The following is a 16,254-nucleotide window of genomic DNA, read 5'->3' as shown; positions in this document are numbered from 1 at the left end:
CGGACTCTTCGCGGTACCCCCGCGGAAACCTCTCTTCCGGAGACTGACACCCATGAACACTCCCGACATCCGCGTCGAGAAGGGCCACGCCGAGCCCGAGGAGGTCGCCGCCATCACGGCGATCCTGCTCGCCCGCGCCGCCGCCCGGCCCGCCGACACGACTCCCTCCCACCGTGGCCGCCCGCGCGCCGGGTGGCGCCGCCTGGAGCGCGAGTCCGGCTTCCGCGCCCCGCACAGCTGGCGCTGAACCGGCCCCGCAGCCGCCGGAGCGGCCGGCACCGGGCGCCGCGGCGGCCGAGCGCCGTACCGCAACGCCGAAGGGCCCCTCTCACAGGAGAGGGGCCCTTCGGCGTTGCGGGGAACGGCCACCGGGACGGGCGGACGGTGTACCGCGGGGAGAGAACCCGGACGGGCCGCGCCGGGGCGGTGGCGGGCACGCATGAGGGGCCCCTCCCGTGTGGAGAGGCCCCTTCGTCCGGACGCGGCTACCGCAGGCGTGCCATCAGGGCGTGCTCGACCAGTGTGATCAGCGCGGACTTGGCGTCGGCGCGGTGGCGTGCGTCGGTGGTGATGATGGGGGTGTCGGGGCCGATCTGGAGTGCCTCGCGTACTTCGTCGGGTTGGTAGGGCTGGTGTCCGTCGAAGCCGTTGAGGGCGATGACGAAGGGCAGTCCGCTGTTCTCGAAGTAGTCGACGGCCGGGAAGCAGTCGGCCAGCCGGCGGGTGTCCACGAGGACGATCGCGCCGATGGCGCCGCGCACGAGGTCGTCCCACATGAACCAGAAGCGGTCCTGTCCGGGGGTGCCGAACAGGTAGAGGATCAGGTCCTGGTCCAGGGTGATGCGGCCGAAGTCCATGGCCACCGTGGTGGTGGTCTTGTCCCCGGTGTGGGTCAGGTCGTCGATGCCCGCACTCGCGGACGTCATGACGGCCTCTGTGCGCAGCGGGTTGATCTCCGAGACGGCGCCGACGAACGTGGTCTTGCCCACGCCGAAGCCGCCCGCCACCACGATCTTCGCGGAGGTGGTGGAGCGGGAAGGACCGCCGCTAGAGCTTGCGAAGTCCACTGAGCACCCTTTCGAGCAGTGTCACGTCTGGCTGGCCGCCGGCGCTCTCGTCGCCGCCGGGCTGATGGATGGCGACCAGGCCCGCCTCCGCCAAGTCGGCGACGAGGATCCTGGCCACGCCGAGAGGGATCGTCAGCAGGGCCGAGATCTCGGCCACCGACTTGATCTCGCGGCACAGGTTGCAGATCCGCTGATGCTCGGGCAGCTGCCCCTGCATCTGGTGCGGAGCCGCGGTGGTGTGCACCAGCGCCTCGATGGCGAGCTGGTACCGCGGTCGGGTCCGTCCGCCGGTCATGGCGTACGGACGCACCAACGGGTTGTTGGACGCCCCGGCGGGCGCCGGCTCGGGGGCGCGGCGGTACGGCTGCCCGGGCTGGATGCGCGGCGCCGGCGGCTGGTCGTACGGCGACGGGCCGGGACCCTGGGGCGCGTACGGCTGCCGGTGGCTGGGTGCGGAGGGAGGGAAGTTGTACCGGTTCGCCGAACCGTCGCCCGGTGCCTGTGCGGGACCGTACGACCAATTGCCCGATTGTGAACCGCCTGGGGGTGTTGCCACTTCTGTTCTCCTCCTCCGACTGTGCCTGGCATCCAACGTTGTGGAAGCCGCGTCCCGAAACCTTACGGCCCCGGGACGCCAAACCGCACCGTCCGACCTTTAGTTGAGAAGGCTCCCCTGGAGTTCCGCCCGGAGATCCGGGGTCAGGACCGTGCCGGCCCGGTCCACCAGAAGGGCCATCTCGTACCCAATGAGACCGATGTCCGCCTCCGGGTGTGCGAGGACCGCGAGCGACGAACCGTCGGAGATGGACATGATGAAGAGGAATCCCCGCTCCATCTCCACAACCGTCTGGTTCACGCTGCCGCCCTCGAAGATCCGAGAGGCACCGGCGGTCAGTGAGGTCAGACCGGATGCGACGGCCGCCAGTTGGTCGGCGCGGTCGCGCGGAAAGCCTTCGGACATCGCCAGAAGGAGTCCGTCGGCGGAGACCACCACCGTGTGGGACACCCCCGGGGTGTTGTCCACGAAGTTGGTGATCAACCAGTTCAGGTTCTGTGCCGCCTGGCTCATCGGGCTCACACTAACGCTCCTGGTCGTAGGTGCTGTCAGGACCGAAGCCCTGGCCGTTCGTTTCACTGCCTGCGCTGCGTCCGCGCTGGACGCCCCGACGCAGGTTGCTCAGCCTGCCCCGGACGTCTTCCGGGGCGCGGGAGACCTGTGGGCCTCCCTGGGGGGTGGATGTGGCGGAACCCTCGACCAGGTTGGCCTTGGGCACCCGCCGCGGCAGGCCCGAGGCGGTTACCCCGCCTGCCTTGGGCTTCCGAAGCTGCGAGGCCTGCTGCCAGCGATCGTCGTTCGCCGACCGCCAGCCGCCGTTGTCGCCGCCGTCGTCCGGAACGGAACCCGGCGTCTCCGCCTGCACGTGCCCGGAGGCGCCGTTCGTACCGCCCGCGAAGGATCCGCGGCGGGGAAGCCCGGCGTCCGTCAGGTCGTGGCCGGCGGAAGCAGCCGCTCCAGGACGGTCGAAGCCTACGCTGTCCCGCTCACCTGCGTCAGCGGCCTGCGCAGATTCCGCTTCCGGAGCGTACTCGTCCGGGTAGCCGTTCCGGTAGCCGTTGTTCTGCGGCCAGTCGTCCTGGTAGGACTGCCTGTCCAGGCCGGGGTAGCCCTCCGCCGCAGCACCGTGCGACGACGCGGACTCCTCCTGGGTCGGCTCCGCATATGACGGCTCCGGGTAGCCACCGGACGAGAAACCGTCGTTCTGCGGCAGACCGCCGTTCTGGCCGAAGTACGGGTCGTCGTACGCCGGCTGCTGCGGCTCGCCGTAGTCCGCCTGGTGCTGCTGTTCCTCGTACGCCGTCTGCCCGTCGTACGACGCGTGTTCCTGCTCGCCGTAGTTGTTCTGCTGCCCCGGGTCGAAGCCGTCGGCGTACGAAGGCGCCTGGGCCTGGGACGCGTGCTGGTCCGGCTGCGGATGGGTCTGGGCCTCCAGCGCCGCCCGGCGCTCCTCGCGCATCAGGGAGCGGCCCACCGGGTCGAGATCCCGGATGTCGTCGGGGACCTCCGCGTAGCGGCTGTCGTCGAAGCCGAGTTCGGCCGCGGTGCGCATGGGCTGGGGCTGGTTGAAGTCCTCGCCCTGGAAGTGCTGCTGCGGGATCATCTGCGAGACCGTGAACTCGTCGCGTTCCAGGGTCGCTTCGCCGCCACCACCGTGCGTGATCGCGTCCGGCAGCATGACCAGCGAGGTCGTTCCGGCCTGCTCGCCGGAGGGGCGCAGCTGGACCCGGATGCCGTGCCGGTCGGACAGCCGGCCGACCACGAACAGGCCCATGCGCTGGGAGATCGCGGCGTCCACGGTCGGCGGGTTGGCCAGCTTGTGGTTGATGTCCGCGAAGTCCTCGGCGGTCAGGCCGATACCCTTGTCGTGGATCTCGACCATGACGCGGCCATCGGGGAGACGGGTCGCGGTGACGCGGACCTTGGTCTGCGGGGACGAGAACGTCGTCGCGTTCTCCAGCAGCTCCGCGAGCAGGTGCACGAGGTCGGTGACCGCGCGGCCGTGGATCTCCGCCTCGGGGATGCCGGACAGCTCGATGCGCTCGTACTGTTCCACCTCGGAGGATGCCGCGCGGAGCACGTCCACCAGCGGGACCGGCTGGTCCCAGCGGCGGCCGGGCTCCTCGCCCGCGAGAATGAGGAGGTTCTCGCCGTTGCGGCGCATGCGGGTGGCCAGGTGGTCCAGCCGGAAGAGGTTCTCCAGCTGGTCCGGGTCGGCCTCGTTGTTCTCCAGGTCGGTGATGAGGGTCAGCTGGCCCTCGATCAGCGACTGGTTGCGGCGCGAGAGGTTGGTGAAGATCGCGTTGATGTTGCCCCGCAGCAGGGCCTGTTCGGCGGCGAGCCGGACGGCCTCGCGGTGGACCTGGTCGAAGGCGCGGGCGACCTCGCCGATCTCGTCGGTGGTGGTGATCGGGATCGGGGCGACCCGGGTGTCGACGCGGCCGGGGTCGGTGCGCGAGAGCTGGTCGACCAGCATCGGCAGGCGCTGCTCGGCGATACCGAAGGCGGCGTTGCGCAGCTGGCGCATCGAGCGGCTCATCTGGCGGGCCACCATGCCGGCCAGGATGAACGCGGCGAGCAGGGCGACCACGACGGCGGCACCGGTGATCAGCGCGTCGCGCTTGGCTCCGTCGGCAACGTCCTGCGCGTCGGACACGGCCTTGTTCACCAGGTCGGTCTCGACCTCGCGGTAGCCGTCGAACTTGGCGGTGGACGCGGCCAGCCAGGACTTCTCGGTCACGCCCTTGGCGGCCAGCTCGTCGGAGGTGAAGCTGCCCGCGGCGATGCCCTGGAGCATGGCGTCCGCGGCCGGCATGGCGGTGTAGGCGCCGCCCTGCGTCGAGGAGCTGTCACCGGCGCCGACGGCGGTGCCGGTGTCACCGACCTTCTTGCGCTGGGCCTCCATGATCTTGTTGAGCCGGTCGACGTCGTCCTGCGTGGCCGCGGAGACGAACTCGTTGACGGCGATGCCCTCCAGGTAGCGGTAGGACACCAGCGAGCTGCTCTGCTGGCGTGTCACCGCCTCCTTCGAGCTGGGCCGCACCAGCATGTGCACGCCGATGGAGCGCTGGAGCGAGACGGCGGCCTTCGCCAGTGAGACGGCGTAGACGGTCCGGCCGTAGGAGGTGACGTTGCCCGTGCCCAGGCCCAGCTCGTTGGCGAACTCCATCAGGGAGTGCTGGACGGTGACGTAGCCCTCTTCGGTCTTCACCGGGTCCATCGTCTTGCCGTAGGCCGCCTGGCGCAGCGCCTCCAGCTTGGACTCGTTGGAGCGGAAGAGCTGCATGCGGCGGTCGAGAGCCGCCGTGTGCGGCACGTTCTGGGCCGCCTGGTCGAACGTGTCCTTGGCCGAGTCGGTGGCCGCCCGCAGCTGCTTGACGGTCTCCGTGGTGCCCTTGCCCTGGAGGAGGTCGGAGGCGGTGAGGTCGCGCTCGTCCAGCAGGGCGTTGCCGTAGTCGTCGGCGGCGCGGACGAGGAGCGCGACGTTCTCGGCGTCCTCGGCCTCCTGCCAGGTGTCGATCGAGCTCTTCACCTGGAAGCCGCCCATGACGAGGCCGACCAGCACGGGTATGAGCAGGATCGCGTTCAGCCGGGTCGGCACCCGCCAGTTGCGTGGGGAGAGATGACCGCCGCTCGGTGCGGGTGCGGCTGCCGGTTCCGAGCCGGACGCAGGGGCGGGCGCCGCTCCGCGCGGCGGCGGGGTGAAGTTGCCCCGCGCCGCCGGCCCGGGACCGTTCTTGCTTCGCCTCACTCGACCAACAACCTCTCGGCGGTCGGCACCAATGTCGTGCCGCAGTGTCTCAGAGCCCGTTCCGTCGCCGACGACCCTGTGGGCGACGACCAGGAGTACGTCGACCGGTAGTACGTCATTGACTATTGGGCAGTTCAGGCATTCCAGCACGTCGACCTGCGCTCTTCCAAACACTGCGCGGAGCGGATCGGGCGTGATGTAAGCCCCAGATAAAACGGTCATAAAGAGCGAGCCCCGCCAAAAGACGGGGCATCCGTGCGCACAGCGGCACCGCACGACCGCGACGCGTGGCGGATCTGCGGGATTCCTCTGCCGAACTGTTATGAACACCGGAGCCGGCCGTGTCAAAAGCCACAGCCGGCTCCGAAAGCTCTACGACAACTACCGTATGAAAACGGCCGATTGCGCTACCGCAGGCGTGCCATCAGGGCGTGCTCGACCAGTGTGATCAGCGCGGACTTGGCGTCGGCGCGGTGGCGTGCGTCGGTGGTGATGATGGGGGTGTCGGGGCCGATCTGGAGTGCCTCGCGTACTTCGTCGGGTTGGTAGGGCTGGTGTCCGTCGAAGCCGTTGAGGGCGATGACGAAGGGCAGTCCGCTGTTCTCGAAGTAGTCGACGGCCGGGAAGCAGTCGGCCAGCCGGCGGGTGTCCACGAGGACGACCGCGCCGATGGCGCCGCGCACGAGGTCGTCCCACATGAACCAGAAGCGGTCCTGTCCGGGGGTGCCGAACAGGTAGAGGATCAGGTCCTGGTCCAGGGTGATGCGGCCGAAGTCCATGGCCACCGTGGTGGTGGTCTTGTCCCCGGTGTGGGTCAGGTCGTCGATGCCCGCACTCGCGGACGTCATGACGGCCTCTGTGCGCAGCGGGTTGATCTCCGAGACGGCGCCGACGAACGTGGTCTTGCCCACGCCGAAGCCGCCCGCCACCACGATCTTCGCGGAGGTGGTGGAGCGCGAAGATTCAGAGCTTGCGAAGTCCACTGAGCACCCTTTCGAGCAGTGTCACGTCCGGAGCGCCGGTCGCCTCGTCGCCACCCGGCTGATGGACCGCGACGAGACCGGCCTCGGCGAGGTCCGCGACCAGGATCCGGGCGACCCCGAGCGGCATGTTCAGCAGGGCCGAGACCTCGGCCACCGACTTGACCTCGCGGCACAGGTGGCAGATCCGCTGGTGCTCGGGCAGCAGCCCCATGAGCGCCGTTGGGTCGGCGGTGGTGCTGATCAGCGCCTCGATGGCGAGCTGGTAGCGCGGCCTGGTCCGGCCGCCGGTCATGGCGTAGGGCCTGACCAGCGGCTGGTCGCCCTCTTCCTCGTACGACTCGGCGTACGGATCATGAGGGACGGTGGGCGGGGTCATGAATCCTCCGGGCGGGACAGCAGGTCGAGCGAGTCGCGGTCGTGCCGTCTGACGAGGCCGGTGGGGGGATCGTGGCGGCCGGACGGTGGTGTGGTGAGACGGGTGGATCCTGAGCCGGTCAGTGAAGCAGACTTCCTTGGAGCTCGGCGCGCAGGTCCGGCGTGAGCACCGCACCCGCACGGTCGACCAGGAGCGCCATCTCGTAGCCGACGAGGCCGATGTCGCACTCCGGATGCGCGAGGACGGCCAGCGAGGAGCCGTCGGAGACGGACATGATGAAGAGGAATCCCCGCTCCATCTCCACGACCGTCTGGTTCACGCTGCCGCCCTCGAAGATCCGAGAGGCACCCGCGGTCAGCGACGTCAGACCGGAGGCGACCGCCGCCAGCTGATCGGCGCGGTCGCGGGGAAAGCCCTCCGACATCGCCAGCAGCAGACCGTCGGCGGACACGACGACGGTGTGGGACACCCCGGGGGTGTTGTCCACGAAATTCGTGATCAACCAGTTGAGATTTTGTGCCGCTTGGCTCATCTGGCTCAACTAACGCTCCTGCTGGTGAGTGGGGCTCGGAAAACTGCCCGTCTGGCCGTTGTTGGCCTGACGGCCCTGTGCGATGCCCCGACGGAGATTGGTCAGCCGGCCGCGTACGTCCTGGGGCGCGCGCGAGACCTGCGGACCGTTCTGCTGCTGTTGCTGCTGGGCCGTGCCGGGAACGAGGTTGGCCCGGGGCACGCGCCGCGGCAGACCGGACGTCGTCACCCCGCCCGAGGCGGGCTGGCGCACCCGCTCCGCCTGCCGGACGAGATCATCGTTGGGCGAGGAGCGCCAACCGGATCCCGCGGGCGGCTGCTGCGGGGCCGCCGGCGTCTGCTGCGAGGCCGGTGCCGGACCGCCCTGCTGCGGCTGGGCGGCTTCGCCGCCGCGGCCACCGCGGAACCAGTTCGTCTCCAGCGTGTCGAACAGCGGGGTACGACCGTCGCCCGGGCCGGCTGCCGGCGGCAGAGCCTCCGGCCCCGGACGCTCGGGCCGCTGCGGCGCGGCCGGCTGCGGGTAGCCGTAGCCGCCGGTCTGCTGGCGGTCGAAGCGGCCGGTGCCCGGCCCGTCCTGGCGGCCGGGCAGGGCGTGCTGACCGGTCGACGACGAGTTCTGGCCCTGGGCGTCGAACTGGCCCGTGCGGCCGTTGCCGTACCCCTGCGGGACGTCGAACTGGCCGGTGGAGCCGTTGCCGTACCCCTGTGAGGCGTCGAACTGGCCGGTGGAGCCGTTGTCGTAGGCCCGGGGCCGCTGGAACTGGCCGGTGGAGCCGTTGTCGTAGGCCTGGGGACGCTGGAACTGGCCGGTGGAGCCGTTGTCGTACCCCTGCGGGGCGTCGAACTGGCCGGTGGAGCTGTTGTCGTAGCCCTGCGGGGCGTCGAACTGGCCGGTGGAGCTGTTGTCGTAGCCCTGGGGGCGCTCGAACTGGCCGGTCGACGCCGGGCCGCTCTGGCCGCCCGCGGAACCGAAGACGTCCGAGCGCACGAACTGGTCGTTGCCGCCGTGGTCGGCGGACGCCGGTGAGTCGAAGTCCGGGCGGCCGTACTCCGAGGCGCCGGCGGCAGTCTGCCGGTCGTCGTTCCGCCCGATCGCCGGGATCTCCGCGGTCGCGCCCGGACCCTGGGGGTTGTCGAGGCGCGGCAGCTGCGAGGTCTGTGCGACGTCCGGCTCCTCGTGGCCGCGGGGGACGTCCAGCGAGGCGCGCGGCACGGACGGCTGCGCGTCGTCGTCACTCCAGCTGGGCGTGCGCTGCTGCGCGTCGCCGCCGGGCAGCTCGGCCCGCGGGCCGCCACGCGGCGGCAGCTGCGGCTGACGGCCGCGGCGGCCCTGGTCGCCCCGGGCAGGGCCCTGGTTGTCGTTGCCGCGCTGCGCGGGTACCGGGCCGCGCACAGCACCGAAGGCGTCCTGCTCCTGGGCCGGAGCACCCCCGCCCTGCATCGGCTGCCCCGCGGCGCCGGTACCGGCACCCTGGAAGCCCTGCGGGGCGCTCGGGGTCTGACCGAAGGCGGCCGGGGCGCCGGACGGAGCCGGACGGCCCTGCTGGGGGTTCTGCGGCGGCTGAGGACCGCGCGTGCCACCCGGCGCGCCGGGACGCCCGCCGTCACGGCCGGGCAGTGCGGCCCGCGGGCCCTGGCCCGCTCCGAGGCCGGCGGCATCGGGTGCACCGGCCCCCAGCGCACCGCCGCTCTGGCTGGCCTGGCGGCGCGCCGCGGCGGCGCCGGCGGCGGCCTGCGCGGCGGCCGGGCCGCCGGAGCCGCCCTGACCGGGCTTGCCCTGCGGCTTCTTGCCGCCCTGGGCGACGTCCACGGGCAGCATGACCAGCGCGGTCGTGCCACCGGAGTCCGACGGACGCAGCTGGATGCGGATGCCGTGGCGCTGCGACAGCCGGCCGACCACGAAGAGACCCATGCGGCGGGAGACGGAGACGTCCACGGTGGGCGGCGAGGCGAGCCGCTCGTTGATCGCCGCGAGGTCCTCGGGGGAGAGGCCGATGCCGGTGTCGTGGATCTCGATCAGCACGCGCCCGTCGGGCAGCGCGTGACCGGTGACCTTGACCTTGGTCTGCGGCGAGGAGAAGGAGGTGGCGTTCTCCAGCAGCTCGGCGAGCAGGTGCACGAGGTCGTTGACGACCCGGCCGGCGACCTCGGTGGCGGGCACGGCGGCCAGCTCGATGCGCTCGTACTGCTCCACCTCGGACGCGGCGGCGCGGAGCACGTCGACCAGCGGGACCGGGCGGGTCCAGCGGCGGCCGGGCTCCTCACCCGCGAGGACGAGGAGGTTCTCACCGTTACGGCGCATGCGTGTCGCGAGGTGGTCGAGCTTGAACAGCGAGGACAGCTGGTCCGGGTCGGCCTCGCGGGACTCCAGCTCGGAGATGAGGGAGAGCTGGCGCTGGATCAGACCCTGGGAGCGGCGCGAGAGGTTGGTGAACATCGCGTTGACGTTGCCCCGCAGCAGGGCCTGCTCGGCGGCGAGGCGGACCGCCTCGCGGTGCACGTCGTCGAAGGCCGCGGCCACCTGGCCGATCTCGTCCCGGGAGTGCACACCGACCGACTCCACGGACGTGTCGACGTCCTGCGGGTCGGACTCGGAGAGCTGCTTGACCAGCTCGGGCAGACGGTCCTGGGCGACCTTGGTCGCGGTCTCCTGCAGGCGGCGCAGCGAGCGGATCATGGAGCGGGCCACGATGAAGGCGCCGACCAGCGAGACACCGAGGACGAGCAGGATGAGCGCACCGGAGATGATCGCCTCGCGCTCGGACGCGGACCGCAGGGCACGCGCCTTCTGCTCCATCTCCTCCAGCAGCGTGTGCTCGATGTTCTTCATCTGCTGGATCTTGGTGGAGCTGTCGTCCACCCAGTCCCGGTAGGAGCGCTTGTCGAGCTTCTTCAGACCGCCGGTGCCGCTGAGCACGCGGGTGGCGTACAGGTCGGTGGCCTCGATGGTCGGGTTGCCCTGGTCGATGGGCTTGAGCAGCTCCTCGGCCTTCTCGGTGCCGTAGATGCTGCGGAAGGTGCTCAGATCCGACTTCTGCCCGTCCAGGGCCGACGAGGCGTAGGCCCGGTCGTTCTCGGAGAGGTCACCGTAGGTGGTGTTGTTCGCGGGCAGTGCGGCGGCGATGACGGCGCGCTGCACGGACGCGTACTCCTTGGCGGAGGAGAACGCCGCCAGGGCGCGGGTGCGCTGGATCATCTCCGGGTTGCTGGTGGCCTCGGCCATGTCCTGCGAGAGGTCCAGCAGGTGGGTGATGAGGCGGTGGTAGGCCTCCACCGTCTGGGTGGAGTTGCCCTGGTCGCCGTAGGCCTCGGAGCGGATCTTGCTCAGGGTGTTCAGGTCGCGGGCGATGCCGATGACGCTGTCGCGGACACCCTGGAGGTTGCCGTCGTTGCTCGCGGTGTCGACCGCCTCGGAGGCGTTGAGGAAGCTCTCCTTGGCCCGGTCCGTGCGGTTGCGGTAGCCGGTGACCGTGTAGTCGGTCGCCTTGCCCTTGTGGGCCAGCGGGCCGGCCGACTGGTCGCGCTCCTCCTGGAGCGCGGCGGCCAGCTCGGTGGCCTGCTTGGTCATCTCCGTCAGCAGCTTCATGTTGTCGAGCTGCTGGATCTCGTCCATGGAGCCGCTGATGCGCAGCGCGCCGAGCGTGGTGGCAGCGACCACGGGCAGCGCGAGCAGCGACACCAGGCGGGTGGAGATGCGCCAGTTGCGCAGGGCTATTCGCGGGCCGGGGCCCGTGGGGGTCTTCGGCGCCTTCGCCGCGGGGGCGGCGGGGGCGGGCGCGGGGGCCGGTGACGGCGCGGGCGCGCCGGGCCTGCCGGAGCGCTCGCCGGCGTCGCCGGACGGGTTCGGGCCCGGGTTCTGGGCGTGCTGGGGCGAGGAGCTGACGGCCATCGGGCCAGTCCCGCCGTGCGGCTCCGGCTCCGCCGAAGCGCTGCCATCCCTCTTGAAACGTCCCTGCACTAGCGTCGCAACCTCTGGACCAGGCGCCCCTCCGGGTGAACGGAGAAGCGGTGTCGGCGTTGTGGGGAGCGTCCTGAACACGCCCCTCGGGTGGTCTGAGTGACCGGCGCTGGCTCCCCCTTCCCGCCGCCACTCGGCGCTGCGTTGCGCCCCAGCGCGCCGGATCCATCCCGCGGCGGTCCGTGGCATTCCAGCACAGTGCAGGATCTCCAACAAGGCTCGTGAGCCAGGCTGTGACCTCCGTGACGACCTGTGACCGATGCGTTACCTGGCGTGGAATATGTTCCTGTGCGAATCGGTTCAATCGGGGCGAGTCGCGGAGGGGTGCCCGGTGTCCCAGTCGCCATGATCAGGAGCGGAATAAGGGCTTCAGGGGAGAAATGTCCGTTTCGCAGAATTCGGCGCGGGGTCTGAATTGACCGGTTTGAGTCTCGACTCGTGAGCAAACTCACACCCGAGTCATGCACGCTCCGCGCCCTGCGTGGGAATCCGCGCGTTTAACCTGACGCTTTACAGAATGCAACGGCCTGGTAACCGCGCGCCTGTGGGATACGTTGATCCGCCTCAGGATTCCTTCCGCGCCCGACACGACGAGGTTCAGTTCCACAGTGAAGACGACGCCGATGTTCCACAAGATCGCCAACCCGCGCCGCACGACGCTGGCCCACCTTGAGGACGCCGGAGAGCTCCAGCGGCCGGAGCGGCCGGAGCACCCCGCCGAACTCCCCGCCCAGACCGCCAACCCCCAGCGCACGGTCCTCGACGAGATCCCCGTCGCCGCCGCCGCGCAGTGACCTCGTACCACGGGATACGCAAGCGGACCGCGATCCACTCAACGCGGCCACCTCGCGCCGTACGAAGGGCGCCCGTCACCGGCGGGCGCCCTTCGGCGTGACCGGATCCCGGACACGGCGCGGGGCGCCGTGTGACGGCGGGCGCACCGGGCCCGCGACGGCGTAGTGCGCGCGATCCACCGCCCACGCCCGCGTTAGCCTGGAGCGTCAGACTCCAGCCAGCTCAGTGACACAGTTAAGGGGCGCCAGGATCCCGTGCGCATCGCCAGGTTCTCCATCGACGGGAACGTCGCCTTCGGCGTGGTCGAAGGCGACAAGCCGGACGAACTCGTCCTCGACATCATCAAGGGCATCCCGTTCGCGGACTTCGAGCTCTCCGGCACGAAGGTGCCGCTGAGCAAGGTCAGGCTCCTGCCGCCGGTGCTGCCCAACAAGGTCGTCGCCTTCGGCCGCAACTACGCCGACCACGCGAGGGAGCTGGGCAACGAGGTGCCCGACGCCCCGTTCGCCTTCTTCAAGCCGTCCACCTCCGTGATCGGCCCCGGCGACGAGATCCGCTACCCCTCGTTCACCGAGGACCTCCAGCACGAGGCCGAGCTGGCCGTCGTCATCGGCCGCATGTGCCGCGAGGTGCCCCGCGACCGCGTCCGCGACGTCGTCCTCGGCTACACCTGCGCCATCGACGTCACCGCCCGCGACGTGCAGCGCCGCGAGAAGCAGTGGGCGCGGGCCAAGGGGTTCGACACCGCCTGCCCGCTGGGTCCCTGGGTGGAGACGGACCTGGACCCCTCGGACCTGACCATCCAGCTCACCGTCAACGGCCTCCAGCGCCAGCTGGGCCGCACGAGCGACATGATCCACTCCGTCGAGGACCTGATCGTCAACATCACCGAGGCCATGACGCTGCTCCCGGGCGATGTCGTCCTCACCGGTACCCCGGCCGGGGTGGGACCCCTCGACGTCGGCGACGAGGTCGCCGTCACCATCCAAGGCATCGGCACTCTCACCAACAAGGTCGTACAGCGTGGCTAGCGCACCCGGCTCCTCCGTCCGCGTCCGTTTCTGTCCGTCGCCCACCGGCAACCCCCACGTGGGACTGGTCCGCACCGCCCTGTTCAACTGGGCGTTCGCGCGGCACCACGGGGGCACCCTGGTCTTCCGCATCGAGGACACCGACGCGGCCCGCGACTCCGAGGAGTCGTACCACCAGCTGCTCGACGCGATGCGCTGGCTGGGCTTCGACTGGGACGAGGGCCCCGAGGTCGGCGGCCCGCACGCGCCGTACCGCCAGTCGCAGCGCATGGACCTCTACAAGGACGTCGCCGCCAAGCTCCTCGACAGCGGTCACGCCTACCACTGCTACTGCTCCCAGGAGGAGCTGGACAGCCGTCGCGAGGCCGCCCGCGCCGCCGGCCGTCCCTCCGGCTACGACGGCCACTGCCGCGGGCTGACCGAGGCGCAGGTCGGGCAGTACCGGGCCGAGGGCCGCGCGCCCATCGTCCGCTTCCGCATGCCCGACGAGACGATCGCCTTCACCGACCTGGTCCGCGGCGAGCTGACGTTCACCCCGGAGAACGTGCCGGACTTCGGCATCGTCCGTGCCAACGGCGCCCCGCTCTACACGCTGGTGAACCCCGTCGACGACGCGCTGATGGAGATCACCCACGTCCTGCGCGGCGAGGACCTGCTCTCCTCCACCCCCCGCCAGATCGCGCTCTACAAGGCGCTGATCGAGCTGGGCGTCGCGAAGGAGACCCCGCGCTTCGGCCACCTGCCCTACGTCATGGGCGAGGGCAACAAGAAGCTGTCCAAGCGCGACCCCCAGGCGTCCCTGAACCTCTATCGGGAGCAGGGCTTCCTGCCCGAGGGCCTGCTGAACTACCTCTCCCTGCTCGGCTGGTCGCTCTCCGCCGACCAGGACATCTTCTCCGTGGAGGAGATGGTCGCCGCCTTCGACATCGCGGACGTGAACCCGAACCCGGCCCGCTTCGACCTGAAGAAGTGCGAGGCGATCAACGGCGACCACATCCGCATGCTGGAGGTGAAGGACTTCGCCGAGCGCTGCCGCCCGTGGCTGAAGGCCCCGTTCGCCCCCTGGGCGCCGGAGGACTTCGACGAGGCCAGGTGGCAGGCCATCGCCCCGCAGGCGCAGACCCGCCTGAAGGTCCTGTCGGAGATCACCAGCAACGTCGACTTCCTGTTCCTGCCAGAACCGGTGTTCGACGAGGCGAGCTGGGCCAAGGCCATGAAGGAGGGCAGCGACGCGCTCCTGCGCACGGCGCGGGAGAGGCTCGACGCCGCCGACTGGACCTCTCCCGACTCCCTCAAGGAGGCCGTCCTGGCCGCCGGCGAAGCCCACGGCCTCAAGCTCGGCAAGGCCCAGGCCCCGGTCCGCGTGGCCGTCACCGGCCGTACGGTCGGCCTGCCGCTGTTCGAGTCCCTGGAGATCCTGGGCAGGGAGAAGTCGCTGGCCCGCATCGACGCGGCGCTGGCCAGGCTGACGGCGTGACGCGCCCGCGTGGCGTGAGAGCGGGCGCCTGAACGGGCGCGTGCCCGAGGGCGGCATCCGGTTCCGGATGCCGCCCTCGGGCTCTTTGCACCCGGCAGCCGGCCGGCCCGCCGCCGGGCCGGAGCGGGCTGCGCCGCCCGCCCCCTGCCCCGGCCGGCGGACCGATCCCGGGACATGTGCACGGACCGCGGGATACCGTCCCGTCATGAGCATCAGCGCCGTGGTCTGGGACGTCGACGACACCCTCTTCGACTACACGAACGCGGATCGCACCGGCATGCGCGCGCATCTGCTCGCGGAAGGGCTGCTCGACCGGTACGGCAGCGCGGAGGACGCTCTCGAACGCTGGCGGGAGGCCACCCACCTGCACTGGGGTCGCTTCTCCGCGGGCGAGGCGACCTTCGAGGAGCAGCGCCGGGACCGCGTGCGGACGTTCCTGGACACCGCGCTGAGCGACACCGAGGCGGACGCGTGGTTCGGGCGGTACGTCGGTCACTACGAGGCGGCCTGGTCCCTCTTCCCGGACGTGCTGCCCGCCCTGGACGCCCTCGCCGCCAGCCACCGGCACGCCGTGCTCTCCAACTCCAGCCTCACCGTACAGGACCGCAAGCTGCGCACGCTGGGTCTGCACGACCGCTTCGAGATCATCCTGTGTGCCGCCGAGCTCGGTGTCTCCAAGCCGGAGGCGGCTGCCTTCCACGCCGCTTGCGACGCCCTGACCCTCGCCCCGCACCAGGTCGCCTACGTCGGTGACCACCCCGAGATCGACGGGCGGGGCGCGGCCGAGGCGGGGTTGCTGTCGGTGTGGATCGACCGTGACGGCCTCCGCACGCTCGGTGAGGGCCCCGGTGCTCCGCGCCGGATCGCCTCCCTCGCCGAACTCCCCGCCCTTCTCGGGGCGGGAACTCGTTTTGGAGCCCCGTCCACCTTCGGGTAATGTTCTTCCTGCGCCGAGGGGAGCAGGCCGAAAGGCCGGAACCCCAGGCGCAAGAGACTAGAACACAAACCCCTCACAGGGTTGTGTTCCAGTGGCCTATGGTGTAATTGGCAGCACGACTGATTCTGGTTCAGTTAGTCTTGGTTCGAGTCCAGGTAGGCCAGCTCGCAGAGCTCATCTGCACCCGCGGATCCCATCCGCGAGCCCCCGTTGTGTAGCGGCCTAGCACGCCGCCCTCTCAAGGCGGTAGCGCCGGTTCGAATCCGGTCGGGGGTACTGATCCCAGGGAGACCCGGGATCGCCAGGGCCCCCGTTGTGTAGCGGCCTAGCACGCCGCCCTCTCAAGGCGGTAGCGCCGGTTCGAATCCGGTCGGGGGTACTGCAGGTGAAGACCTCAGTGGTCTGAACCACCTTGGTCTATGGTGTAATTGGCAGCACGACTGATTCTGGTTCAGTTAGTCTTGGTTCGAGTCCAGGTAGACCAGCTGATCTGCGGAAACGCATGATCTGCGCCCCCGTTGTGTAGCGGCCTAGCACGCCGCCCTCTCAAGGCGGTAGCGCCGGTTCGAATCCGGTCGGGGGTACTGCAGGTGAAGACCTCAGTGGTCTGAACCACCTTGGTCTATGGTGTAATTGGCAGCACGACTGATTCTGGTTCAGTTAGTCTTGGTTCGAGTCCAGGTAGACCAGCTGATCTGCGGAAACGCATGATCTGCGCCCCCGTTGTGTAGCGGCCTAGCACGCCGCCCTCTCAAGGCGGTAGCGCCGGTTCGAATCCGGTCGGGGGTACTG

At 70.3% G+C, this 16,254-nt stretch carries 13 protein-coding genes and 7 tRNA genes; 12 read left to right on the top strand and 8 right to left on the bottom strand.

Translation table 11 applies throughout. The features are described 5' to 3' along the window. Nucleotides 1–52: 52 nt before the first annotated feature. Nucleotides 53–247, top strand: a complete 195-nt coding sequence (locus tag I3F54_RS21980; protein ID WP_240120554.1) for an acyl-CoA carboxylase subunit epsilon — start codon at nucleotides 53–55, stop codon at nucleotides 245–247. Nucleotides 248–485: 238 nt separating this feature from the next. Here the strand turns inward: I3F54_RS21980 and I3F54_RS21975 are convergent, their stop codons facing one another. The 8 genes from I3F54_RS21975 to I3F54_RS21940 all read right to left on the bottom strand — a co-directional run bounded on the left by I3F54_RS21975 (nucleotide 486) and on the right by I3F54_RS21940 (nucleotide 11,222). Next, nucleotides 486–1,067 (bottom strand): ATP/GTP-binding protein, encoded by a 582-nt coding sequence (locus tag I3F54_RS21975; protein ID WP_240120553.1) that lies wholly within the window; start codon nucleotides 1,065–1,067, stop codon nucleotides 486–488. Continuing rightward, on the bottom strand, nucleotides 1,048–1,623 hold the full coding sequence (locus I3F54_RS21970; RefSeq protein WP_240120552.1) for a DUF742 domain-containing protein: 576 nt from the start codon (nucleotides 1,621–1,623) through the stop codon (nucleotides 1,048–1,050). The genes I3F54_RS21975 and I3F54_RS21970 overlap by 20 nt, the downstream gene beginning before the upstream one ends. 99 nt (nucleotides 1,624–1,722) lie before the next feature. Then, nucleotides 1,723–2,136 carry a roadblock/LC7 domain-containing protein gene (locus I3F54_RS21965; RefSeq protein ID WP_004983065.1) on the bottom strand — a complete coding sequence of 138 codons (414 nt, stop codon included), beginning with the start codon at nucleotides 2,134–2,136 and terminating at the stop codon, nucleotides 1,723–1,725. A 10-nt stretch (nucleotides 2,137–2,146) separates the two neighbouring features. Continuing rightward, the gene (locus I3F54_RS21960) at nucleotides 2,147–5,374 is read right to left on the bottom strand and encodes a nitrate- and nitrite sensing domain-containing protein (protein WP_240120551.1); all 3,228 of its coding nucleotides are present in this window, start codon (nucleotides 5,372–5,374) and stop codon (nucleotides 2,147–2,149) included. Between the two features lie 407 nt (nucleotides 5,375–5,781). After that, nucleotides 5,782–6,357, bottom strand: coding sequence for an ATP/GTP-binding protein (locus I3F54_RS21955; RefSeq protein ID WP_240120550.1), 576 nt, complete (start codon nucleotides 6,355–6,357; stop codon nucleotides 5,782–5,784). Beyond that, nucleotides 6,338–6,733, bottom strand: coding sequence for a DUF742 domain-containing protein (locus tag I3F54_RS21950; protein WP_240120549.1), 396 nt, complete (start codon nucleotides 6,731–6,733; stop codon nucleotides 6,338–6,340). Before I3F54_RS21950 ends, I3F54_RS21955 begins: the two co-directional genes overlap by 20 nt. A 118-nt stretch (nucleotides 6,734–6,851) precedes the next feature. Beyond that, nucleotides 6,852–7,265: a roadblock/LC7 domain-containing protein gene (locus I3F54_RS21945; RefSeq protein WP_205384419.1), complete on the bottom strand. Its 414-nt coding sequence runs from the start codon at nucleotides 7,263–7,265 to the stop codon at nucleotides 6,852–6,854. 9 nt (nucleotides 7,266–7,274) lie between these two features. After that, nucleotides 7,275–11,222: a nitrate- and nitrite sensing domain-containing protein gene (locus I3F54_RS21940; protein ID WP_240120548.1), complete on the bottom strand. Its 3,948-nt coding sequence runs from the start codon at nucleotides 11,220–11,222 to the stop codon at nucleotides 7,275–7,277. 608 nt (nucleotides 11,223–11,830) lie between these two features. Here I3F54_RS21940 and I3F54_RS21935 point away from each other — a divergent pair. The 11 genes from I3F54_RS21935 to I3F54_RS21885 all read left to right on the top strand — a co-directional run bounded on the left by I3F54_RS21935 (nucleotide 11,831) and on the right by I3F54_RS21885 (nucleotide 16,251). Then, nucleotides 11,831–12,016, top strand: a complete 186-nt coding sequence (locus I3F54_RS21935; RefSeq protein WP_240120547.1) for a hypothetical protein — start codon at nucleotides 11,831–11,833, stop codon at nucleotides 12,014–12,016. A gap of 255 nt (nucleotides 12,017–12,271) precedes the next feature. Next, nucleotides 12,272–13,048 (top strand): fumarylacetoacetate hydrolase family protein, encoded by a 777-nt coding sequence (locus tag I3F54_RS21930; RefSeq protein ID WP_240120546.1) that lies wholly within the window; start codon nucleotides 12,272–12,274, stop codon nucleotides 13,046–13,048. Continuing rightward, nucleotides 13,041–14,525: a glutamate--tRNA ligase gene (gltX, locus tag I3F54_RS21925; RefSeq protein ID WP_240120545.1), complete on the top strand. Its 1,485-nt coding sequence runs from the start codon at nucleotides 13,041–13,043 to the stop codon at nucleotides 14,523–14,525. Before I3F54_RS21930 ends, gltX begins: the two co-directional genes overlap by 8 nt. A 205-nt stretch (nucleotides 14,526–14,730) precedes the next feature. Further along, nucleotides 14,731–15,462 carry an HAD family hydrolase gene (locus I3F54_RS21920; RefSeq protein WP_240120544.1) on the top strand — a complete coding sequence of 244 codons (732 nt, stop codon included), beginning with the start codon at nucleotides 14,731–14,733 and terminating at the stop codon, nucleotides 15,460–15,462. Nucleotides 15,463–15,554: 92 nt separating this feature from the next. After that, nucleotides 15,555–15,626: transfer RNA gene (locus I3F54_RS21915), tRNA-Gln, on the top strand. A 39-nt stretch (nucleotides 15,627–15,665) separates the two neighbouring features. Then, a tRNA-Glu gene (locus I3F54_RS21910) sits at nucleotides 15,666–15,738 on the top strand. Between the two features lie 30 nt (nucleotides 15,739–15,768). Continuing rightward, nucleotides 15,769–15,841 (top strand) — tRNA-Glu (locus I3F54_RS21905). Nucleotides 15,842–15,875: 34 nt separating this feature from the next. Continuing rightward, a tRNA-Gln gene (locus I3F54_RS21900) sits at nucleotides 15,876–15,947 on the top strand. 26 nt (nucleotides 15,948–15,973) lie between these two features. Beyond that, nucleotides 15,974–16,046 (top strand) — tRNA-Glu (locus I3F54_RS21895). Between the two features lie 34 nt (nucleotides 16,047–16,080). Then, a tRNA-Gln gene (locus I3F54_RS21890) sits at nucleotides 16,081–16,152 on the top strand. A 26-nt stretch (nucleotides 16,153–16,178) separates the two neighbouring features. Beyond that, nucleotides 16,179–16,251, top strand: a tRNA-Glu gene (locus I3F54_RS21885). The last annotated feature ends 3 nt before the right edge of the window (nucleotides 16,252–16,254 follow it).

Origin of the sequence: Streptomyces sp. MUM 2J (genome assembly GCF_022414535.1) — a bacterium.
Taxonomy (GTDB): Bacteria; Actinomycetota; Actinomycetes; order Streptomycetales; family Streptomycetaceae; genus Streptomyces.
Note: the sequence above shows the minus strand (reverse complement) of the source record. Positions and strands in the feature narration are given on the sequence as shown.